The sequence below is a fragment of the Bifidobacterium intestinale genome, from assembly GCF_023656765.1.
In the GTDB taxonomy this organism is placed as follows: Bacteria; Actinomycetota; Actinomycetes; order Actinomycetales; family Bifidobacteriaceae; genus Bifidobacterium; species Bifidobacterium hominis.
The window spans coordinates 467515-489240 of sequence record NZ_JAMOKR010000001.1 but is presented as its reverse complement, the minus strand read 5'-3'; the positions used below and the strand labels follow the sequence as shown (position 1 = coordinate 489240).

The 21726-nt window shown below is 56.3% G+C and carries 18 protein-coding genes; 8 read left to right on the top strand and 10 right to left on the bottom strand.

What is annotated here, in order from left to right:
• Positions 1-85 precede the first annotated feature (85 nt).
• From NBH13_RS02185 to NBH13_RS02175, 3 genes are all read right to left on the bottom strand, one after another.
• On the bottom strand, positions 86-1864 hold the full coding sequence (locus tag NBH13_RS02185; protein WP_250778735.1) for an FtsK/SpoIIIE domain-containing protein: 1779 nt from the start codon (positions 1862-1864) through the stop codon (positions 86-88).
• Between the two features lie 84 nt (positions 1865-1948).
• Positions 1949-3388, bottom strand: a complete 1440-nt coding sequence (locus tag NBH13_RS02180; RefSeq protein WP_250778733.1) for an LCP family protein — start codon at positions 3386-3388, stop codon at positions 1949-1951.
• Between the two features lie 73 nt (positions 3389-3461).
• Positions 3462-4868 carry an LCP family protein gene (locus NBH13_RS02175; RefSeq protein ID WP_186277529.1) on the bottom strand — a complete coding sequence of 469 codons (1407 nt, stop codon included), beginning with the start codon at positions 4866-4868 and terminating at the stop codon, positions 3462-3464.
• Positions 4869-5131: 263 nt separating this feature from the next.
• Between NBH13_RS02175 and NBH13_RS02170 the strand changes: the two genes are divergently transcribed.
• From NBH13_RS02170 to NBH13_RS02160, 3 genes are read left to right on the top strand one after another with little or no spacing between them, the layout of a single operon-like run.
• The gene (locus tag NBH13_RS02170) at positions 5132-5431 is read left to right on the top strand and encodes a WhiB family transcriptional regulator (RefSeq protein WP_099570697.1); all 300 of its coding nucleotides are present in this window, start codon (positions 5132-5134) and stop codon (positions 5429-5431) included.
• Positions 5432-5464: 33 nt separating this feature from the next.
• Positions 5465-8566 (top strand): glycosyltransferase family 2 protein, encoded by a 3102-nt coding sequence (locus tag NBH13_RS02165; protein WP_250778731.1) that lies wholly within the window; start codon positions 5465-5467, stop codon positions 8564-8566.
• Positions 8563-10095, top strand: a complete 1533-nt coding sequence (locus tag NBH13_RS02160) for a DUF5719 family protein (protein WP_250778729.1) — start codon at positions 8563-8565, stop codon at positions 10093-10095. Before NBH13_RS02165 ends, NBH13_RS02160 begins: the two co-directional genes overlap by 4 nt.
• On the opposite strand, the gene NBH13_RS02155 is transcribed toward NBH13_RS02160, so the two are convergent.
• Positions 10096-10524 carry a metallopeptidase family protein gene (locus NBH13_RS02155; RefSeq protein WP_099570695.1) on the bottom strand — a complete coding sequence of 143 codons (429 nt, stop codon included), beginning with the start codon at positions 10522-10524 and terminating at the stop codon, positions 10096-10098.
• A gap of 76 nt (positions 10525-10600) precedes the next feature.
• Between NBH13_RS02155 and NBH13_RS02150 the strand changes: the two genes are divergently transcribed.
• Both NBH13_RS02150 and NBH13_RS02145 read left to right on the top strand, forming a co-directional pair.
• On the top strand, positions 10601-11407 hold the full coding sequence (locus NBH13_RS02150; protein WP_099595370.1) for an HAD-IIB family hydrolase: 807 nt from the start codon (positions 10601-10603) through the stop codon (positions 11405-11407).
• A gap of 20 nt (positions 11408-11427) precedes the next feature.
• Entirely contained in the window at positions 11428-12132 is a 705-nt protein-coding gene (locus tag NBH13_RS02145; RefSeq protein ID WP_250778727.1) for a ComF family protein, read from the top strand.
• 43 nt (positions 12133-12175) lie between these two features.
• Here NBH13_RS02145 and NBH13_RS02140 read toward each other — a convergent pair whose 3' ends face one another.
• From NBH13_RS02140 to glgB, 3 genes are read right to left on the bottom strand one after another with little or no spacing between them, the layout of a single operon-like run.
• Positions 12176-13252, bottom strand: coding sequence for a sensor histidine kinase (locus tag NBH13_RS02140; RefSeq protein WP_099570692.1), 1077 nt, complete (start codon positions 13250-13252; stop codon positions 12176-12178).
• A gap of 34 nt (positions 13253-13286) precedes the next feature.
• On the bottom strand, positions 13287-14015 hold the full coding sequence (locus NBH13_RS02135) for a response regulator transcription factor (RefSeq protein WP_099570691.1): 729 nt from the start codon (positions 14013-14015) through the stop codon (positions 13287-13289).
• A 15-nt stretch (positions 14016-14030) separates the two neighbouring features.
• Entirely contained in the window at positions 14031-16286 is a 2256-nt protein-coding gene (glgB, locus tag NBH13_RS02130; protein ID WP_250778725.1) for a 1,4-alpha-glucan branching protein GlgB, read from the bottom strand.
• A gap of 137 nt (positions 16287-16423) precedes the next feature.
• Here glgB and NBH13_RS02125 point away from each other — a divergent pair, with 137 nt between their 5' ends.
• Both NBH13_RS02125 and ispF read left to right on the top strand, forming a co-directional pair.
• The gene (locus tag NBH13_RS02125; RefSeq protein WP_099595367.1) at positions 16424-17020 is read left to right on the top strand and encodes a CarD family transcriptional regulator; all 597 of its coding nucleotides are present in this window, start codon (positions 16424-16426) and stop codon (positions 17018-17020) included.
• Between the two features lie 9 nt (positions 17021-17029).
• Positions 17030-17524: a 2-C-methyl-D-erythritol 2,4-cyclodiphosphate synthase gene (gene ispF, locus NBH13_RS02120; RefSeq protein WP_144164643.1), complete on the top strand. Its 495-nt coding sequence runs from the start codon at positions 17030-17032 to the stop codon at positions 17522-17524.
• A 24-nt stretch (positions 17525-17548) separates the two neighbouring features.
• Here the strand turns inward: ispF and NBH13_RS02115 are convergent, their stop codons facing one another.
• From NBH13_RS02115 to NBH13_RS02105, 3 genes are all read right to left on the bottom strand, one after another.
• Positions 17549-18385 (bottom strand): metal ABC transporter permease, encoded by an 837-nt coding sequence (locus NBH13_RS02115; RefSeq protein ID WP_099570687.1) that lies wholly within the window; start codon positions 18383-18385, stop codon positions 17549-17551.
• Between the two features lie 2 nt (positions 18386-18387).
• Positions 18388-19281 carry an ABC transporter ATP-binding protein gene (locus NBH13_RS02110; RefSeq protein WP_099570686.1) on the bottom strand — a complete coding sequence of 298 codons (894 nt, stop codon included), beginning with the start codon at positions 19279-19281 and terminating at the stop codon, positions 18388-18390.
• A 189-nt stretch (positions 19282-19470) separates the two neighbouring features.
• Entirely contained in the window at positions 19471-20556 is a 1086-nt protein-coding gene (locus tag NBH13_RS02105) for a metal ABC transporter solute-binding protein, Zn/Mn family (protein ID WP_099570685.1), read from the bottom strand.
• 140 nt (positions 20557-20696) lie between these two features.
• Here NBH13_RS02105 and NBH13_RS02100 point away from each other — a divergent pair, with 140 nt between their 5' ends.
• On the top strand, positions 20697-21572 hold the full coding sequence (locus tag NBH13_RS02100; RefSeq protein ID WP_099570684.1) for a bifunctional methylenetetrahydrofolate dehydrogenase/methenyltetrahydrofolate cyclohydrolase: 876 nt from the start codon (positions 20697-20699) through the stop codon (positions 21570-21572).
• Positions 21573-21726 lie beyond the last annotated feature (154 nt).

The following is a 21726-nucleotide window of genomic DNA, read 5'->3' as shown; positions in this document are numbered from 1 at the left end:
ATGTAAGGCATGTAAGTCCGTTACTCAGATAACCACGAATCGTGCGACTTTTCAAGAGTTTCCACGAAAAGAATCCCACGAATCGTCAAAAACCTTGAAATTCTACACACTGAATAGGGCAGGCTTTGGCCTGCTGAATAAGCACGCCACGACCGTGGAGGGTATAGTCATCCGCTGAGAATCCGTCCAGAATCGCGCCGGGAATGCCCAACATCAGATCGTTGGAACGTTCTCCGCTGGGAAAAGCCACACGGGTGGGGCATCGGTCCAACAGTGCGGAAGTGGGTTTTTCCGTAGCTGCGATCACGGTGATATTGGGATTTGCCAATGCCTCCCGCAGTTCGTTCGCTTCAGGCGAAGTGGAAAAAGGATTGAGCGGATCGTCCGCATCATCCACAATCCAGATGGTGCGTTCATACAAAGACGAGGGCCTTCCGTCATCCGTCACCATGCCATGTTCGCTTTTGCGTGTGAAACGAATATTGGCACGACCTGTGTCGTACAGCCAACGTGCGCAGTGCAGCAGCAGATTGGTTTTACCGCTGCCATAAGCGCCGATAATGGCGATGTTTTGTTGGCTCACGTCAAGAACGGCGGTATGTACAAGCACGCCATCGTCAGCAAGAGCGAAAGGAATTTCGTGCCATGGCCGGTTCGTTGTGGTCGACAGATCGGATTGCGTCGCATGCCGGGCGAGCGGATCGGAAAACAAGAGATCGGGGTGTTTGCAAGCATGGAATCGTGCGGCTGTGTCGATGTTGCGGATAAGTCGGTTGACATCTCGAACCGCGCTGCACAGGAAGGGCGTGGTGCGCTGTCCGTCATTGCAATAGGCGGCGCCAGGCATATGGGGAGGAATCAACGCCGCGTCTCGTATGCCGATCAATTCGTTCGACTGCATCTGGTCCGTAACCCTTAAGCATATGCTTAGCGACATGTTGGCCTTCATATCGGCATGAACCTGGCCCATGGGATTTTGCGTGCAGACAATCAAATGCATGCCGAGGGAACGGCCGAGCGATGCAAGACGGTTCAACCGTTGCATATAGTCGGGCAGACGGTCGCGAAGTGCGTGGAACTCGTCGATGACCACGACCAGTCTTGCCGGAGGATTGGCCAGCTGGTCGAAACGGGAGACACGTTCGGCGCTCACCAAAGTCTCACGCCGAATCAGTTCCTGTTCGATGGCGTTCAGTGCACGGACCGCATGGGACAGGTCAAGATCGCAAACATTTCCAACCGTGTGCGGAAGCTGTTCCAAGGCATTGAACGTCGATCCGCCCTTGAAATCCAGAAACACGAAATGCAGATCGTCCGGGCTGTGCTGCATGGCGAGCGATAGACACCAACTGATGAGCAGTTCCGATTTTCCCGATCCTGTGGTGCCTGCAACCATCGCGTGCGGGCCTGATCGTTGCAAATCCGTATGGAACAAGCCACGTTGCGTGATTCCTAAGGGGCAGGAGGATGTGGGGGAGAGCCACGTTCGGGCGATGGTACGCCACGGCAGCATGTCGTCATCCAAACCGTAGAGGCGTTCGAAACATACACGGGGCATCGCGGCGAATGGTGATCGGTCAATGGCCCGCTCTAGCGTTTCCGCAACCTTCGACGGCGCCGGGTCCGTAGGTTCGTCATGCTGCTGTTTCTGACGAAACCGCAATGCCATGGATATCAACGACATTGCGCTGCCGACAAGCCCCGGAGCAAGCATAGCCACGTACAGCCATTGTCGTTGCGCGACCATCGCGACAAGCATGACGAACTGCGCCAGCACAGGCGCGGCCCAGCTGATGAGCATCAGCCGGTTTTCATTGAATCCATCGGTATGCTTGCGTTTGTTCTTGCCATTCATACCCGCCATAGTGGGCAATGCGGATAAGTGGGTGCAAGCTGAAACCAGGGTTGTGGTCGGAGGATGAGTTATCCACATCCTCCGACTGGAATGTCAGCCCTGCTGTTCGGCAAGCGTGCCTACAGTGCCTGCCTCGTGGGTGCCTTTGGCCAGCTCGGAGAACAATTCGAGATTCTTCTGCTCATCCAACAACACGCTGGAGCCAACGCCATCAACGTAATAGTCGGGGTCGGTCCAGTAGACGCTTCCCGAAATGCCTTGGTCTCCGGAAGCGCTTTTGAAGGCCAAGGCCATGTGCAGCAGCGATGAGGTCGAAGCCTTCTCATCCACGGTCACGGAGCTTAACGCCGCTTCCGCTACTTTCTTGACCTTACCGAAGTTCAGAAGCGTATTCTTGGATGCGCCCTTTTTCACTATGGCGTTGATGACCTGGCGCTGACGGGCCGCACGTCCGAAATCACCTTGCGCGTCGGCATAACGCATACGAGAGAACGCAAGCGCGGTGTTGCCGTCGGCAGTATGGCAACCGGCAGTCCAGTGCAGTTGGGAGTACGGGTCATCCACGTCTTGGTCGTAGCACAATTCAACACCGCCAAGGGCGTCGACCACTTTGACAAGGCCGCCGAACTGCACCATGGTAACATGGTCGATTTTCTGCCCTGTGATGTCTTCAACCTCGTTGACCAGCTGTTTTCCGCTATACAGTTGCGCGACCGCATTGATTTTCATATAGTTTTGGTCGATTTCCACCAAGGAATCACGCGGAATGGAAATCAGTGAGGACGAGCCGGATTTCGGCTTGGTGAGTACGAGAATGGTATCCGTTCTGAAACCGGTCACGTCTCCCGCGTCGCCAATGGTGCCTTCGCGCTCGTCAGAACCGAGAATCAGCCAGCTTTCGCCGGCGGTATCGGCTTTGCCGGTCAGCCAGGACTGTTTGTTGAGCTGCCCGTCCACCCAATTCCATGCGGAGAATGTCGACAATCCCAAAGAGAGGATTATGGCAAGGAAGATGATCAGAATGGTTCTTCCCACATGGCGCTTTCCGTGCGGTCGAACGGATTTTTTTGCGACGGATTGCAATGCCGATGCGCCGGAGCCGGCCATGTTTTGTCTTGAGGTGCCTTGGTTGGTCATTCGTGGTGTGCTTGCTGGTCTGGAGGAGCCTCGTACCTGTTGTACCGTACGTTTCGGATTATGCGATGCTGAAACAGGTGCGAATGAGGCGGGAGAGGACGTGGCCGGTTTGCGTGTTCCGCTGGCGGAACGTGCGGCAGGGCGGAAGCTTTGTGGTGTGCCCGACGCAGCTGCGGATGGCGCTGCGGAAGCCGATTGCGTGGATCGTCTGGCCGAATGCGAAGCGCTAGAACGGGTCTGTTGCGAGGCAGGAGAAAAGCTCGGAATCGATTGGGAGCCGGATTTCGGAGGAACCGAGGATTTATGAGGTTGTGGTTCCGTCTTCTTCCGCCCTGCGGACGGGATGAAGCTCGGTGGTACGGACATGGGATCCTTGCCGCCGTTCTCTTCACTCATACAAATATCCTCCAAAAAGAAATCCGTTCCTACACCATTTACACCGTGTAGGAACGGATTCGGTGAAAGCGGTCTAGTTCTTTGCGGGAACGGCACAAACCGTCGCATTGAGGTAACGGTCGGCAAGTCCGATGTACTGTCCGGTAAGAGCGTCATGGATGGAACCATCTTCAGGGTCGACCGTGCCGCCGGTGTTCGGATCGATCAGCGTGCCATCGGCTTGCGTGATCAGACCAGTAACTGGATCGGGCGTGGGTGCTGCTTCCTGGGAACCCGCATTGTCGGTGCCTTCAGCCGAAGTATCGGTGGAATCGCCGGAATTGTCTGCGCTGCCGTCATTAGTGTTCGCCTCGGACTCATCGGAACCATAAATCGGCTTGTCCGCGCGCATCTTTTCCCAAAGCGTCTCCGCCTCATCGGCCCAGACCGAACGGTTCGGATCCGACGGCGCGGACACTACCGGAACGGTCTGCGAATACAGGTTGGACAGATTGAAGTCCTTGAGACTCATGGCGAGACCTGCAAGTGCGGCGGTGTCGGCCATGCCTTGCGAAATATACAGTGATTGCAACGCCGATTTCGCCAGCTGATATAGCTGTGCGGTATCGGTGAGAAGATTCTTGCTGAGTGCCTCGTTCATCAACTGTTTGATGAGGTACTGTTGCCTGGTCGTGCGCGACGTGTCGGAACCATCTCCCAAACCATGGCGGGTTCGCGCGTACTGCGTCGCCTGATATCCATTCAGATGGTGCAGTCCCTTGGTGAGCTGCAGGCTGGTGTAGGGATCGTCGACATCCTGCGGGATGCACAGGTCGACGCCTCCCACGGCGTCGACCATCTTGACCAAACCTGCGAAATCCACGACGATGAAGTTCTGAATGTTCAATCCGGTGAGACTGTTCACTGCATTCAACGTGCAGCTTGCGGCCGAGGCGAGATCGCCGCCGGTCTGATATGCGTTCGCGAAAATTGAATTGAACATCACGTTGTATTGCGCGGGAATCGTGCCATTGGTCGTCTCGCACTGAGGCACATCCACCAAGGAATCGCGCGGAATGGAAACCAGGTTGATTTTGGTGCGGTCCGCGGAAATCTGCGCCACCATCGTGGTGTCAGCCTGATGGTTGCCTACCACATCGTCGAAATCGCCTCCGACGGACTGGTTTTCCTTGCCATCGCGGGAATCCTGCCCGATGAGTACGAATTCGATAGGCTTGCCGGAATTTGGGTCGATGATCGCCGTGTTGGCATCAAGTGAACCTTGACCGATAATTTCCACTGAATGGTTTTTGATGATGCCATTCACATCCAACCATGTCGCGGCTGCCGCGGTTCCCGAGAACACTAGCATCGCCGCGATGACCGAAGCGACTATCGTCCTCGTGCGATGCTGCACTCGATATCCAAGGCTGTGTCGCGGCTGTGCATCTCGCAGTCCATTGACGTTAGGAAGCTTATCGCCGGCTGGTGATGTGGTCACGGTATCGCCTTCCTGTTTATACAAAAGATCACGCCATATCTCAACGCGTTCTAGAACATACCACTACTCTGTTATGGGATTATAGAGATGTTCCCCGATTTTCACTGATTTTGCTTCAGACCCCCATCGTCCCGGTCGTTCCATATACCACATTTTTCTTGAATCAAGGTTATTGACACGGCGGAAAACTTGACAAAAAGAAATTGCATGTGTGTAATTTAACACGACTGAAGTGTGCATATGTATAGATATGGGGAGGACGCATGTGGGGCGTGATCGATGAGTCCTCCGACAATCCGCTTGCGGAGTTGTGGGGTCTGTTCAAGCGCGATGACGATGTTTCTTGGCAGCATAGGGCCTTATGTTCCCAAACCGACCCGGAGGCGTTCTTTCCTGAAAAGGGCGGTTCCACTAGGGATGCCAAACGCGTGTGCGCCCAGTGTGAGGTCCGCGAACAGTGCCTGAAATGGGCCATCGAACACGATGAGCGATTCGGCATTTGGGGTGGTTTGAGCGAACGCGAGCGTCGTCGTTACAAGAAGGAACACAAGGAACAAGCATGACGTACGGCATGCCCCGTGCGTACACTGGAAATTATGAATTCTAATGCCAGCAGCGATATTCAGGGAATCGTGACCGATATGCTTAACAGCAGGCCGTACTCCCACCGGCAGGATGCCGATCCGTCCGTGGCTGCGGTGATTACCGCGCAAAGCGATTTACGCTTTTTCCCTTCCACCTTTGCGGCGGTGCTCGCACAGCGTGTGCTTCCGGGTACCATCATCGTTGCAGATTGCACTAATCAGGTAGAACAGCCCATGCAGATGACGTTTGACGTCATTCCGTCGCCGGCTGGCGTGCTTACGGAAGTTCCTGAAAGCAAAACCGTACGTGTCGTTCTGGTAGGGGTGAAAGGCGCGACGTCATTCACGAACGCCGTGTCTCGCGCGATACGGCAGATCGATCTTGACGCCCAGGTCAGCGCACTGTGGACTTTGCACGACGATTCCAGGCCGGCCGACGAGCTATGCCTCGAAGCATTGCTTGATGCTTGGAGAAACACGCCGACGGCGTCTTTGCTCGGCGCGAAACAGTTGGATTGGCAAGCGAAAAACCTGCATAACGTCGGTCTGTATGCGGGACACCACAATCTTGTGTCTTTGGTGGTGGATGGGGAACCCGATCAGGAACAGTATGATGGCCGGCAGGATGTGCTGGCAGTTTCGCTTTCCGGCGCGTTGGTTCCATTGGCTGCCTTGCGAACGTGGAAGGGCGCTGATTCCTGGTTTGGCACCTTCGCCGAATCCATGGATCTATGCCGGCGCATCTGCCTGGGTGGAGGTCGTGTGGTGGTGGTGCCACAGGCTCGGATTGCCCATAGAAGAGCACGGTTCGACGGCGTACGCTCCAAAAGTGGCCAGCCGGTCGAAGACGAGGATGGCCGCGTCGATCCATATCTTGCGAAGCGTGAGGCGAACACGAAATATGCGTACACGGATGTGCATCGTTCCTGGTGGCCTTTGCTGTGGATCTGGTCGATTATCAAGGCGCTGGGCTTGGCCGTGCTCTGCCTCACCCGTAAGCAGCCGTACCATGCCTGTTGCGAGCTGGCTTTGCCGTGGCGTTCACTGCTCTACCTGCCGGGCGCATGGCGTGCTCGCGCCAGGCTGCGCGAGCAAAGCAAGGTTTCTCTGAAATCACTGTCAGCATTGCAGGCGAGCCGTCAGCAAATCAAACAATGGAACGATCGCAGGCGGGCTTTCCTCGACCAGCATGGCACGGTGATTCTTAGCCCCCTCGCCAAAGCGCATCTGCGCAAAAGGCTGATGCGCAGGTGGGGATTTGCCCTCACTTCTGCGTTGATCGCGTTCGCTTGGATCGTCTTCCTGTATTGGAATGTGTTCCGTAGCGTGTGCTCCGGTGCATCGATGTATTCGCATACATTGCTGCCGACCGACGCAAGCTTTGCCCAGCTGGTCCGCGCCGCCACCACGTCGTGGGCGTATACCGCGGGAACCGGCGTCAGCGCGCCGAGTGCGCCATGGCTGTTGACGCTCATGGTGGTTTCCGTGTTCACTGCGGGGCATGTGGCGACCGCCGTCGCTGTGGTGTTTTTCCTGTCAGCGCCGTTGATGGTGCTGTCGTTCTGGGCTTTGGCTGGAATCTTCACCCGCTCTGACACGGTACGCTGCGTGACCGCATTGGCATGGTTCGCCATATCGTTGTCAATGAGCGTATATAACGATGCCGATGTGGCGATGATGACGGTTATGGTGTTCCTCCCCGGGGCTTTCGCGTTCTCTTTCCGAGCTGTGGGCATGTATCGAACGGAGGATTTGCTCAAGCCTCAGGCTTCCGTGCAGGCCGCCGCTCTTGCCGCGTTATGCTTCATTCCCGTTGTAGCCGCCGAACCGCAATTGTTGCTGCCGTTGATGTTGTCGTTCCTTGTGTTCCTTATGCTTGTGCGCTCCCATAGAACGACCCTGCTGTTGATTCCGCTGCCGGCTGCGTTCGTATGTGCGCCGACGTTGGTCAATGCGGTACGTTACGCGGGAGCTGGCACCTGGCGTCAGATTTTCGGTAGCGTGATGTTGCCGTCGTCGGCGCATGATGGGCGTCCGATGATCGCCAATCTTTCGGATATTGTTTCCCGCGCGTTCGGCGTTACCCTATCAGGCGAGGCATGGCAGTATGCGACTGTGGCGATATTGGCCTTGATTGTGCTTCTCGCCGCGGTGTCGCTGTTCCTGCCGTTTGTACTTCGTGCGTCGCGCATGATGTGGGTTGTGTCGATAGCAGGCTTGGCTACTTCGCTGCTTTCCGCTGCGGTTGTGGTTGCGGTCGACTCCGACGGAGCCGTGGCCGGTTCCGTGCTTCCAGGTGTTTCGTTCACGATGATGGGGTTGCTGTCTTGCGTGTGCATGGTCGCCGGCAGTGCGGTGCAAAGATTCGTCATGCTGTGGCAGCGGCCCGCCGGTAATGTTGAGATTGAAGGGCATGAATCCTCTGAGGGCATTATTGCCGGTCGTACCGTGCGAATCGTACTGGTTGTCTTGATCGCCGCATCTGTTGTGGCGAGTGCCGGTTTCGATTTCATCATGCGAGATCATGACACGGTCGCTGCCAGCGATTCGGGACTGCCTATCGTCGCTTCCGACTACCTTGCGCAGGATGAGGCGAGACGTGTGCTTGCCGTACGTGCGGATAGCACAGGTTCCATCAGCTACAGTGTGATGCGCACGCGTCGAGGTGATTTGATTGACGGTTCTCCGGCGCAGCGCGTCGAAGTGGCTTTCGGACGTTCCGATGATGCGAGCAAGGCGATTGCGAAGGATTGTGCTCAGCTATTGTCGAATGCTGATTCCGATGCCGTTGCCGATTTGAGTGAATTGGGATTCGGCGGCATATATGTGGTGCGTTCCGGTGATGACAAGGCGCAAAAGCAGATATTCGACCAGTTGAATTCTAATATCAGCGCTTCGGATGGTACGCAGAACGTTGTGAGCACCGATGCGGGGACGTACTATCGTCTTACCCTTCAAGACACAGCCAAGCAACATATCGACCGCAAGGGGTATCGCCAGGCGGAGTCGAGCGTTTGGCGCCAGTCATGGCTGTGGTGCATGGGGGTTGTTATTGCTGCGTACTGCTTGGTTGCGCTTCCGCGCATGAGGCGTCAGGGTCAGGAGGAAGCATGAGTAAGCATTCCCGTTCCAAAACGGTTTGGCGTGTGGTGCTGGCGGTTGCGTCGGTGCTGGTCATCGTCGCATCGGTGGCTGTGGCTGCGGTATATCGTCCGACATGGATTCATGCCGATTCGCCGGCGACGCAACGCTCGTCCGTGTCTCGTACGGTCAGCCCCCGCCAGCTGGAAACGTATTGCCCTGCACGAATGACGATTGCCGATACCGGTGCGTATGGTGACAGTGAATATCAGGCGTCCAACGGCAATATCGCATCGTCGGCGCGTTACACGGCATTCGGTGCGGTGTTCCGTTCCTCCGTAGGACTTTTTGGCGCTGATGAGACCACTTCGGCGTTGGTACTGAACAAGGATGATGAGGGATCGGACGATGATGTTTTTATTGCGTCCGGTACCGTCGATGACGGTTCCCAGTTGCAGGACACCCGTTTGTTGTCGGCTTCCGATGGAACGGGAGCGGCTTCCTCGATGATGTCTTGGGCCACTGATGGAGATTTGAAAGGCGTTTCCGCGGCTTCCTGCGTCACACCGGCTTTGAACCAGTCGTTGATGGTGCCGGGCACCAAAACAGGCATGACCCAGCAGCTGGTTGTGGCCAATCCTTCAGCCAAAGCCACGTCGGTGAACATCAAGGTCTGGGGATCCGACAAAGCCGGTGCCTTGGCGTTGTCTACAGGTTCGACGTTGATGGTGGGAGCGGGCAAGGAATCCATATTGAACCTTGCCGCGGCGGCTTCCGAACAGGACGCCCTGTATGTCACCGTGTCCAGTGCGGATACTCCGGTCGCTGCCGTGGTCCGCACGATCGCAATGGACGGTCTGACTTCGAAAGGTTCGGATTATGCGGTCCCCAACAATGCTTCAGCGAAGGCGCTGGTGATTAACGGATTGTCGGAAGGCGACGCCGTCAATCTGTATGTGTATCCGTCCCGGCAGTCCGACGTCACGGTATCTTGGACGGACGGAAAAGGAATGAAGAACACCAATCGGCAGACGCTTGAGGCGAATCGCGTTTCGGTCATCGACTTGGGTTCCGTTCCCAAATCGGCGACCGGTCTCACCATCAGCGCCACTGAGCCGGTAATGGCTGCTGCAAAAGTCACTAATGATGGAGATAGCGATCAGGCTGATTTCGCTTTGGTCAATGCTTCGGTGCCAATGAATGTCTCCGCCATGGCCGTCCCCGACCATGCCACGGCGCAAGTGAGCGTCACCAACACATCGGACGACGATCGCACGGCTACATTGACGTCATATAACGAGGCCGGCGGTATCGTGGATCAGAGTGACATCACCATCCAAGCCGGCGCCTCAACCACGGTCGAATTGGCGGATGTCAATGATGGAGACGTGGCCGCGGTCCGTCTCACCGATCCGAATCAATCCATGGTGTGGAACATCCGCGTAAGCCAGAAGGACGTTTCGGATGCAAAGCTGGCCGGAGTATCCATTATCGGTGCAACTGATCTGAAGGAAGCCCGCGAACAGGTGTGGTCCAATCAGAACATGACCATCGTGCGCTGATCACATACCCCAATCCGGGTCGATCTCCTCAGGACGGCGCCCATACAGTTCCGCAAGACGCAGCACCACTTCGTCTCGAATCGCGAGCTGAAGATCCATGCGGCTGCGCGCATGCGACTGCAAAGGCATACGGTACAGCACTATGCGCGGCGGTATGCCATGCTCGGCAGGAAACGACTGCGACCCCAAATGTGGGGTGGCCTCCCAAGGCGCCGGGTCGGATGGTGGCACATCCTCGACAGCAAACTGCACCGGTGCCACCAGTTCCGGCCACGCATTGTTGAGCCTGCGAATCTGCGCAACCAGCATATCGTCGAACATGCCGCTTCGTGTGCGGTACCGTGGAAGTCTCGTACCGAACATCGGCGTTCTCGTTCCACGACCATGACGATTCCTATACACGGTTGATTCCCAAGGCAATTGATACATGACCTCTACCATATCAGGGCTTTGCGTGAATATGCGATACCATATTGTTCATTGCACCGACATAGGAGGAACGATCATGACGGATATTTCCGTGCCCTGTTGGAATGACGTGAATATCGATGATCTGTGCGCTGGGGTACGACTTATCGCCTTCGATCTTGACAATACACTGGCAAGGTCAAAAAAACCGATGAAGGACGATATGGCCGAATGCTTCTCCGCATTGACGTCACTGATCGATGTCGCGGTGATCACCGGAGGCAAGTATGCGTTGCTGAAAAGCCAGGTGGTGGAACGGCTGACAGGGCAGGCAAACCGGGCGAATCTGCATCTTATGCCGACCAGCGGCACGCGATACTATCGTTGGGATGGTGCGAATTGGATGCAGATCTTCGCCCACGACCTCAGTGAAGAGGATCGTGCGAAAGCCTACGAATCGTTGGAACGTAATGCACGCGAGCAGAACATATGGCTCACCCATGTTTGGGGAGAGCGCATCGAAAACCGCGGCAGTCAGATCACGTTCTCCGCATTGGGGCAGCTTGCACCCATCGAGGCTAAGGAGGCATGGGATCCGACCAATGAGAAGAAAAATCGTTTGGCGCGGGCCGTTGCTGCCGATTTGCCGTATCTTGAGGTGCGTCCGGGTGGAGCCAGCAGTGTTGATATTTCCGCAAAAAACGTCGACAAGTCGTTTGCGGTCCGGGAATTGGCCGATATTCTTGGCATTGAAGTGGACCAGATCGTATTCGTAGGGGATCGTATGGATCCCGATGGCAATGATTACCCTGCGGCGCGGGCCGGTGCCAGGGCGGTGAAGGTCACCTGCCCAAACGATACCGTGAAGCTGTGCGGTGGAATCATCGCCAGTCTGTCACGGTAGAACCGGATGGAAGTCCGCGCATGGACTCAATGACGAGGGCATGTTCGCAGGTTATCGATCTGCTGTTTCCCAGAGGTTGTGCCGGCTGTGATAAGCCGGACGACGTGTTGTGCGAAGACTGCATGGCGTTGTTCTCTCATTCTTCCGCTCAGATCTTCGATGGCGTTGCGATGGGAAGCTGGTTTGCATGCGGATGGTACCGCGGCACCGTCAGAAAAGCGGTTCTCGCATGGAAGGACCATGGGGATGAGGAATGCGACCGGCCGTTTTCTGAAGCCATATGCAGACTTGCTGAAATATCTGGCGTCATTGATTTCATTCGTGGCAGGCAAAACTCCTACCGTGCCGTTTTCGTGGTTCCGGCACCGTCGTCGCGCGCTTCGATGCGGCGTCGAGGACGAAGGCACATGATGCCGATCGTCAAACGGCTGGCAAGTTTTCTTCAACGGCAAACAGATTGCAAGGTGACGGTATGCGACGCCTTGGAAAACAAGGGCATCAAAGGAAAATCAGTGCAGACCAAGGGTGCGGCGCAGCGTTCGCAGCGCTTGAAAGGGCATGTTTCGGTGCGTTCTTCGGTTTCATTGCAGAATACGATGGTGATTTTGGTGGATGATATCGTTACGACCGGCGCGACCATGCGCAGTTGTGTCGAGACGATGCGGAAGAACGGTGCCACGGTTATTACCGTGCTCGCACTGGCGCACACTCCGGCGGGAAAGTGAGTGGACGAGTCAATGCAAGCACAGTATTGATCGCGGAAAATATTTATTCGTCATCCGAAGTATGATATTTCGGCAGGATGATTTCGAAATCGGCGCCGCGCGGATCGTCGACGACCATCACCGAGCCGCCATGCAATTGGGCGGCCCAACGTGCGATTGACAGTCCAAGGCCGGTTCCTCCCGATTCGGTGCCCGGTCCTGTTTTTCCCTTGACGAAACGACGGAAGATATCGGAACGGTCCTCTTGCGGAATTTGGGAGCCGAAATTGACGACATTCGTGACGATGGTGCCGAAATCTTTGTTTTCATGCGCTTCGATAAGCACTTTGGTGTTGTCTGCGGAATGTTTGAGCGCGTTTGCGATGATATTGGTGAACAGTTGGCGCAAGCGGTCTTTGTCGCCTTCCATTTCGATATCGTCGGGCACATGCATTTCAATGTCGTGCGCATGCCCTGCGTCGGCGATTTCCAAAGGTTCCACGGTTTCATCGAGAAAATCCGCGAAATTGAACATTTCGATCCGCAGGCTTGCCGCACCGGCTTCCATGCGCGAAAGATCAAGCAGAAACGCGATCAGGTCGGATAGACGATGCGTTTGGTTGAGGATGCTTTCCAGATTCGAGGGAGTGGGCTCGACCACGCCATCCGCCATGTTCTCGACCATGGCCTGCAGTGCCGATACCGGCGTGCGTAATTCGTGGCTTACATTGGCCACCATATCTCGGCGCATCTGATCGGCATGCTGGAGTTCTTCCGCCATTTCGTTGAAGGTGAGGGCAAGCTGCCCGACTTCGTCGCGACTATTGGAATCGACATGCACGCGCACGGTGTAGTCGCCGTCGGCCATCGCTTCGGCCGCGTCGCGCATTTGGCGCAGGGGAGAGGTGAGACCTCTGGAGAAGAAGTAGGTGATGCCCAAAGCTACGGCAAGGGTAATTGGCATGGCAATCCATACGCTCAGGCCGACTTTGAGCAGAAACCACGCCATGATGAATGCGATGGCGGTGGAGATGGTGATAAGAACGCTCAATTCGACTTTGAGCGATGAAAACAAACCAATAGGACGTTCGGTTTCCAATGGATTGACCGAACGCCCTGATTTCGTATCGGTAGCACGCATACTACCGAATCTTAGCGCAATAGTTCCTCAAGCATTAGTCCTGGGGTTCCGGCGGTTCGAATGCGTAGCCGACGCCATGCACGGTGCGAATGGTCTTCGAGCCGAGCTTGTGGCGGAGCGCCTTGACATGCGAGTCGACCGTGCGGGTGCCGGAGGCATCCACCCAATCCCACACCTCTTCGAGTAGTTTCTCGCGGGTGAGCACGGACTTTGGCTTGCGGGCCAGCGTGGCCAGCAGATCGAATTCCGTAGGAGTCAGATGCACCTGCTTGCCGTCGACGGTGACGATGCGTTGCGCCGGATCGATGACCAAGGAACCGAAATCGAGGAGCTTCTCGTTTTCGGAATTCTTGGCGATGACCTTGGCGCGATCCACACGGCGCAGCAGCGCCTTGCAGCGGGCGATGAGCTCGCGCATGGAGAACGGCTTGGTCATGTAATCATCGGCTCCGGCACCGAGGCCGATGACCTTATCGGCCTCGTCGTCTCGTGCCGTCAGGATCAGCACTGGCACAGGACGTTCCGCCACAATGCGTTTCGTGGCCTCAAGCCCGTCCATCACAGGCAACATGATGTCCATGATGACCAGATCAGGACGCAGGGTCGTGGCGGCCTGAACCGCGCTGGCACCGTCAGATGCCACACGTGCCGTCCAGCCTTCCGCTGTGATGCGTTGCGCAATGGCAGTGGCCAGTGTCGGCTCGTCTTCGACCACCAGAACGGTGCGTGGAGTCGCTGTGGGTTGTGCTGATGAGTTGAGCATAGCTTTCCGCCTTTCTCAGAGTTCCGGCTTCAAGAATACTGCGCCCAGTGCCGGAACGGTGATCTTTGCGGACCAATCTCGTGAATGATACTCGCCTTCGACTGCTTCGACCGTGCCATTATGAATGCCGGAGCCGCCGTAGATCTCGTCGTCTGTGGTCAGCACTTCCGTCCACTTTCCGCCCTTGGTGAGCGGCACCTGATAGTCGGACCAGGCTTCGCCGGAGAAGTTCACGATGGCGACCATCTGCTCGCCATCCTTGCCGATACGCACGAAGCTGAGCGTGTTGTGGTCGGCGTCATCGCTGGTGAGCCACTGGAAGCCTGCAGGATCGAAATCCTGGCTCCACAATGCCGGCGATGTCTTGTACAGCTCATTCAAGTCGGCGACAAGCTTCTGCACGCCTTGATGATCGGGCCATTCAAGGGCATCCCAGTCGATGGAGCCGTCGTGGTCCCACTCGCCATACTGGGCGATTTCATTGCCCATGAAGGTGAGGTTCTTGCCCGGATGCGCCCACTGGTAGGCGAACAGCGCACGGACGCCGGCATACTTCTGCCAATCGTTGCCTGGCATCTTGCCAAACACGGAACCCTTGCCGTACACAACCTCATCATGGCTGATCGGCAACACATAGTGTTCCGAATAGGCATACACCATGGAGAAGGTGATCTCGTTGTGGTGCCATTTGCGGTTGATCGGCTCCTCATGCAGGTACTGCAGGGTGTCGTGCATCCAGCCCATGTTCCACTTGAGGCCGAATCCCAAGCCGCCTGCGTCGGTCGGTGCGGTAATGCCCGGGTATGCCGTGGATTCCTCGGCGATCATCATGATGCCCGGATTGTTCTTGTATGCCGTGGCGTTGGCTTCTTTGAGGAAGTCGATGGCCTCGAGATTCTCGCGGCCTCCGTAGATGTTCGGATGCCACTGGCCGGCCTCGCGGCTGTAATCCAAGTACAGCATGGAGGAGACCGCGTCCACGCGGAGAGCGTCGATATGGAATTCATCCAGCCAGAAGCAGGCGTTGGCCACTAGGAAGTTGCGCACCTCGCGGCGCCCGAAATTGAACACGTACGTACCCCAATCCGGGTGCTCGCCACGCGTCGGATCCGGATCCTCGTACAGCGGCGTGCCATCGAAGCGACCCAGTGCGAACGCATCCTTCGGGAAGTGGGCCGGAACCCAGTCCATAATCACACCGATGCCGGCTTCGTGCAGTTTCTCAACGAGATACTTGAAGTCGTCCGGACCTCCCAAACGTGAATCAATCGCGTAGTAGCCGGTCACCTGATAGCCCCAGGAGCCAGAGAACGGATGCTCCGCCAACGGCATGAACTCCACGTGCGTGAAGCCTTCCTTCTGCACGTAGGGGACCAGCTTGTCGGCGAGCTCGCGGTAGTCGTTCACGTCCTTGCGCCAGCTGGAGGCATTTACCTCGTAGATGCTGACGGGGCCGTTATGCGGGTCTTTGGCCGCGCGCTCGGCCAGCCAATCGGCGTCATTCCACTCATGGGTGGACTCGACCACGATGGATCCGGTACGTGGCGGAATCTCATGGGAGCGTTCCATCGGATCGGCCTTCATGGTCCACTCATTGTTGGCGTTGAGGATCTCATACTTATAGATCTCGCCAGCGCTGATGCCCGGGATGAACAGTTCCCAGATACCAGAGGATCCGAGTTCACGCATGGCGTGGGCACGGCCATTCCAGCCGTTGAAGTCGCCGACCACACGCACTGCGTGGGCGTTCGGTGCCCACACGGTGAACGCGGTGCCGACCACCTGCTCGTTCTTTACGCCCTCGGAGGAACCCATCGGGTCATCGTAGCGGAGCACGTGCGCGCCAAGCGCATCCCACAGGCGCTCGTGGCGTCCTTCGCCAAACAGATACATGTCCATCTCGCCGATAGTCGGCAGATAACGATAGGGATCGTCGGAAACAACAACGGAACCGTCTTCATATTCAGTGCGGATGCGGTAATCCGGTACGCCGTAGCCATCATCGGTGGCGACAGCGGGAACGAGTGCCATGAAGACGCCGTTGTATTCATGGATTGCGAGTGTTTGACCTTGTTCAGTGAGGATCGTCACGGATTTTGCCAACGGACGCAAGGCGCGGATCGTGACGACATCCGTGTGCTTGCCGGAGCCGAGGTGCCCACCGAGCACCTCGTGGGGATTGTAGAACGTACCGTTGCTTACTGCATCCAGTGTGCCCTGGGAAACAGGAACAGCAACGACATCTTCATTGATCTTGGATTCTGTAGCCATGGCAAAAGTGTAAGCATGAAATGCAAGAAAAGTGGCCCGTGTCGCGCCTATTTTTTGTTTTTTCAAGCGTTTTTGGTCAAGTCCACCCCTGATGGCACAATAATTTGGGTTTTGTGTAAGCTTTTCACGGAGGATTCATGGGTTACAAGGTCGGCGACATGGTCGTCTATCCGCGTCACGGCGCTGCGAAGGTGGAGGCCATCACCGAACGGACAGTCAAGGGAGTCACCCGCGAATATCTGCAGCTGTCGGTGCTTTCGTCTGACGGTCTGGTCATCAACGTTCCGGTCGACAATGCTAGGAAAGTTGGCGTGCGAGACATCGTTGACGCCAACGAAGTGGCCAAGGTATTCGAGATTCTGCGTACTCCGATCATTGAGAAGGAGATGAACTGGTCTCGTCGCTACAAGCTGAACGTCGAGAAGATCGCCACTGGCGACGTCAATAAGATCGCCGAAGTGGTGCGCGATCTTGCCCAACGTGATGTCGACGAGCATGGTCTGTCCGCAGGTGAGAAGCGCATGCTTACCAAGGCCCGCAACATTCTGACCTCGGAGATTTCCCTGTCTGAAAAGCTTGATGAAGTCGAAGCCCAGCGTCTGCTGGATGTGAACCTCGGATATGAGCCCGCTCAGCCTGGCGATGAGAAGCATCATACCGAGGCTCCTGAGGAAGCTGCTATGGATACGTTGGCTCGAGTTGAAGCCGAAGGCAAGAAGTCCAAGAAGAAGTAAGGCGTTTTCATGCGTATCGGTCAGGGTTTTGACGCGCATCGATTCGCATCCCGTGATGCAGGCAAGCCGTTGTGGCTTGCCTGTTTGCGTTGGGATGGCGATGGCATCGAGGGTGATTCGGATGGCGACGTTGCGGCACATGCGTTGATTGACGCATTGCTTTCCGCAGCACGCCTTGGCGATATCGGCACTTTGTTCGGTGTCGGCTCGCAGTCCGACGGCGCAGGCAAACATGGTGCCGAGATGCTGCGAACCACGGTCGACTATCTGAACGAACATGGCATGAGGCCGTCGAGCGCCAGTGTGGTCGTGATCGCCAATCGGCCGAAAATCGGCAAACGTAGGGAAGAGGCCGAGAGGGCGTTGTCCGAGGCTGTGGGCTGCGACGTGTCGTTAACCGCCACCACTACGGATGGTATGGGATTCACTGGTTCCGGCGAAGGCATCGCCGCGATCGCCAATGCTTTGGTGGAACCGGTCGAGCCGGTAAGGCAGGAAGCCTGATGCCTTTTCCTTACGGCTGTTTCGTTATTTCCTTCTGAAGGATTCAACCGCTTTCGCAATCGCCCAGAACAGCGTTGAAATCGTTACGATAATGAAGCTTGGGGGAGCCGGGAACATGGCGGAAAGCACCAGTCCTCCCCAAATCGAAATCAGGCAGATTACCGTGGCGACGACCATCGCCTTGAATGGCGAGCGGGCAATGATGTTGGCGGTGGCGGCGGGAGTGATCACCAACGCGAAAATCAGCAATGTGCCAACTGCTGGAACTGCAATCGTGATGACGCCGGCCATAATCGCCATAAAACAGATATTCATAAAACCGACGGGCACGCCTTTCGCCTGCGCCACTTGCTCATCAAGCGAACTGAATAACAGTGGACGATAGATAACGGCCAGAACCGCCAACAGCAACACATCGAAAATCGCAAAGCCAATGATCTGACCGTCGGTAATCGTCAGAATCGATCCGAACAAAATCGACTGCATCTGCTGCGAGGCCGAACTTGACATGCGTGCGAAAAACAAGCCAAGGCCGGTGGCGAAGGCGAGCACGGTTCCAGTGGCGATCTCACGCTGCGATGCTTTCTTGCCAAGCGCGCCGATCACCAGCGCTCCGCCGAGGGCGAACACGCCAAGACCTGCGGAGACAGGCAGACCGAGCAATACGGCTCCGGTGGCACCTGGCAGTCCGATATGCGCCAAGGCGTGGGCTGCGAATGTGGAATGTCTGGCGATGGTGAAATAACCCATCATGCCGGCCGCCAATGCGATGCACAGGCCGGCGATAAACGCGTTCGTCATGAATGGGGCGCTGAGCGTGGAAACCCAATCCGGGTCGAAAGCGAATACGGTGCCGTCCATGTTCAGTCCTCCTGCGTGGTGTGGCTGTGATGGTGGAATTGCGCGATTTCTTCTGGAGCATGCATATCGATGTTCGTGTTTTCAGGCTCGTCCTCGCTTGGTGTCACGAACATATCTCCTTGCGGAGTGGTGACCACCTGTACGGTCGTGCCGTACAAATGCGTGAGCAGATGGGAATCCAGCACCTCGTTCATGCCTGCATAGTGCGGATGCCCGTCAAGCAGATAGACGGCTCCGGTAAGGATCGGCAGCAACATGTTGAGATCGTGCGCCACCACCTGAATGGTCATGCCGAGCTCGCGGTTGAGTTTGGCGAGCACGTGCACGGTGGCGCGTTGGCTTGCCAGATCGAGATTGGCGAGGGGCTCGTCGAGCATCAGCAGTTTTGGATCGTCCACGAGCGCCTGCGCGATGGCGACCCTTTGGCGCAGTCCGCCCGAAAGCTCGGACAGGCGGTAGTTTGCTTTGTCTTGCAGGCCGACGAAGTCCATGGCCTTGCGGGCCTTGTCTCGGAGTGCTTTGGTGACGGGATGGATGCCGAATTTGGTTCCCGTCAGGCCAAGGAGCACCGACTGTTCCGCGGTGATATTCGATTCGATGTCGGAAGCGTAGCTCTGCGGCACATAGCCGATGCGGCGGTTTGCGGAACCTGCAGGCTGACCGAGCACCCTGATGCTGCCGTGCGCGGTCGGAATCAGCCCCAGTTCGGCCTTCATCATCGTGGTCTTGCCGGCCCCGTTGGTGCCGACGATTGCGGTTACCGAGCCTTGCGGAATGCTGAACGTGCCATGTTGCCAGATGATGCGACCGCCTCGTTTGACGCAGGCGTCGTTGAATTCGATGCAGGCAGGTGTCTCGTCGTGCATGGCTTCTCCTTGGTTTGAACGCACGTACATACTCGCAAATGGTGTTGACAATCATTCTCAATAAGGGAGACGTGGGCCGGCATTCAAAGTGACTCGTTGAAGGAATCCCAAGACGGCGCCAGAAGCCTTCGTAAGCAAGAAAAAAAGACCGTCTCACGTTCGATCGAACGGTGAAACGGTCTTTGAAGACGATATTGAAAGGAAGACGATATTAAAAGGTTATTTGCTTGGATTCGGCTGCGGGGCGTCGCTTGATTCACCATCCGATTCATTCGCCATTTGTGGATCGTCGGCAGCGGAGGAATCCGCAGGATCCTTCGAATCCGTGTTTTCCGAATCGTCGTTGGAACTGGTGTCGGAGTCGGATTGCTCGTCGAACATGTCGTTCAGTGAGAGGATGAGTGAGCTGATCCATGATGTCAGGCTTTTGCAGTCGGAAGGCATTTGTTCGCTGATGTCAAGTACGGGAACATCCGATTTATAAGCGGTGCCGGTCAGCGTGTTCGTGGCGTCGCTTGTGGATTGCGTGTTGTTGATAAGTACGTCGACCTTATGTTTTTCCAGCAATTCCTGGAATTCCCGAAGATCGTCAGGGGCTGGTTCAGAGCCTGTGCTTGCCGATTGCAGGTATCCTTCCGGCGTGTTGTCGGTGAACCCCATGTCGCTGAGTAGATAGTAGGCGACGGGTTCGGTGGCGGCATAGGAGGCGTCCTTATGCGTGTCGCTGAACGCCTTCATGTCCTTCTCTATTTTCTTTTCTCGTCTGTTCCACGCGGCGAGCTTGTTATTGAAATACTTCTTTTGCGTGGGCATGATACGGCTGTACGTGTCGGCCAATTCCTTGGCCATGGCGTTGCGGGCGTCGCTGGAGAACCACAGATGCGGATTGTCGCCCTCGATGGCGCCGACCATCTGTGCCGCGGAAACGGAAACGGTGTCTTTGCTGAGATTCTTGGTGGCCCAAGCGTCGTAGCCCGCGCCATTGGCCACCGCGACCTGCGCCTGTTGAAGCTTGCCGATGTCGTCGGTCTTCGGCTCGAAATCATGCGCGTCAACATCGGTCGAAGACAGGATCGACGTGACTTTCACGTGAACGCCGCCTATCTGCTCGGCGAGAGATCCCCACTGGTTGACCGAGGCAACCACCTCGATCGGCGTGATCTGTTCGGTCTGCGCATCGGAATCGACGGAAGCATCATCCTTCTGCGAAGAGGATCTTCCAAAGCATGCTGTCGTGCCGAACGTCATGCAAAGCGCGAGTCCCGCGGCAAAAGCGCGTAACAAAGAACGTCTGTGCAAGCGCATATCGGTTGCCCTCTTCCTGAACCGCCTTAATCGTGTTCATCTCATAAATACGTGTGCGACTTACGACTGAAACCAAGATAGCCTACGATACATGCAAATGCCAATACAACAGCAATCCAATAAAAAGGGGAGTGGCCAGCATGGCAGTGAAAATCGATGGAAAGATGGTGTCCGCACGGATTAAAGCGAATCTCGCCGAACGCGTCGCGTCGTTGAAAGAGCGGGGGGTTGACCCCGGTCTTGGCACCATTCTGGTTGGTTCCGATCCCGGCTCCGTCAAATATGTTGCTGGAAAACATGCCGATTGCGCTGAAATCGGTGTGAACTCCATTAAGAAGGAGTTGCCCGCCGACGCAACGTTCGAACAGATCGCTGAAGCCGTGCAGGAACTTAACGCTGATCCTGCCTGCACGGGCTATATCGTGCAGCTGCCTTTGCCGAAAGGTATTGACGAAAACGCCATCATTGATCTGATCGACCCCAAGAAGGATGCGGATGGCATGCATCCGTACAATCTTGGCGAACTTGTGCTGCACGCGCGAGGAGACATTACCACGCCGCTGCCGTGTACTCCGCGAGGCGTGATCGAACTGCTGAATGCCTATGACATCGATTTGGACGGCAAAGAGGTCTGCGTGCTCGGTCGAGGCATCACCATCGGGCGTACGGTTGGTCTGATGCTGACACGCAAGGCGGTGAACTCCACGGTTACGCTGTGCCACACAGGCACCAAGGATGTGCGCAAGCATATGCTCGAGGCCGACGTCATTATTGCGGCCATGGGTTCCGCAGGCTTTGTTAAGCCGGAAGACATCAAGGAAGGTGCGGTGCTGGTCGATGTCGGCGTTTCCCGTGTGTTTGACGAGGAAGCCGGCCGCTATCGCGTGAAGGGCGATGTTGACAAAGCCTGCTACGAGAAGGTTTCAGCATATACGCCGAACCCGGGTGGTGTCGGACCTATGACCCGTGCCATGTTGTTGGAGAATGTGGTAGAGATGGCCGAGCGTCAGCTGTAATTGCGCTTTATGCACGATGCAAGCTGATTTCGGGCGTGTCGCGTGTTGTAGCACGTCTTTTTTGTGCATGGTCCCATGTAAACTTGCGCCTTGCATGTGTTATATCGCATGCATATAACTGAAGACCGATTTTATCCACCCACTATTTGTAAGA

Coding starts and splice junctions, on each gene's coding strand:
- NBH13_RS02185 (WP_250778735.1), bottom strand. CDS start 1,864: ATGGCGGGTATGAATGGCAAGAACAAACGCAAGCATACCGATGGATTC.
- NBH13_RS02180 (WP_250778733.1), bottom strand. CDS start 3,388: ATGAGTGAAGAGAACGGCGGCAAGGATCCCATGTCCGTACCACCGAGC.
- NBH13_RS02170 (WP_099570697.1), top strand. CDS start 5,132: ATGTGGGGCGTGATCGATGAGTCCTCCGACAATCCGCTTGCGGAGTTG.
- NBH13_RS02165 (WP_250778731.1), top strand. CDS start 5,465: ATGAATTCTAATGCCAGCAGCGATATTCAGGGAATCGTGACCGATATG.
- NBH13_RS02160 (WP_250778729.1), top strand. CDS start 8,563: ATGAGTAAGCATTCCCGTTCCAAAACGGTTTGGCGTGTGGTGCTGGCG.
- NBH13_RS02155 (WP_099570695.1), bottom strand. CDS start 10,524: ATGTATCAATTGCCTTGGGAATCAACCGTGTATAGGAATCGTCATGGT.
- NBH13_RS02150 (WP_099595370.1), top strand. CDS start 10,601: ATGACGGATATTTCCGTGCCCTGTTGGAATGACGTGAATATCGATGAT.
- NBH13_RS02145 (WP_250778727.1), top strand. CDS start 11,428: ATGGACTCAATGACGAGGGCATGTTCGCAGGTTATCGATCTGCTGTTT.
- NBH13_RS02140 (WP_099570692.1), bottom strand. CDS start 13,252: ATGCGTGCTACCGATACGAAATCAGGGCGTTCGGTCAATCCATTGGAA.
- NBH13_RS02135 (WP_099570691.1), bottom strand. CDS start 14,015: ATGCTCAACTCATCAGCACAACCCACAGCGACTCCACGCACCGTTCTG.
- glgB (WP_250778725.1), bottom strand. CDS start 16,286: ATGGCTACAGAATCCAAGATCAATGAAGATGTCGTTGCTGTTCCTGTT.
- NBH13_RS02125 (WP_099595367.1), top strand. CDS start 16,424: ATGGGTTACAAGGTCGGCGACATGGTCGTCTATCCGCGTCACGGCGCT.
- ispF (WP_144164643.1), top strand. CDS start 17,030: ATGCGTATCGGTCAGGGTTTTGACGCGCATCGATTCGCATCCCGTGAT.
- NBH13_RS02115 (WP_099570687.1), bottom strand. CDS start 18,385: ATGGACGGCACCGTATTCGCTTTCGACCCGGATTGGGTTTCCACGCTC.
- NBH13_RS02110 (WP_099570686.1), bottom strand. CDS start 19,281: ATGTACGTGCGTTCAAACCAAGGAGAAGCCATGCACGACGAGACACCT.
- NBH13_RS02105 (WP_099570685.1), bottom strand. CDS start 20,556: ATGCGCTTGCACAGACGTTCTTTGTTACGCGCTTTTGCCGCGGGACTC.
- NBH13_RS02100 (WP_099570684.1), top strand. CDS start 20,697: ATGGCAGTGAAAATCGATGGAAAGATGGTGTCCGCACGGATTAAAGCG.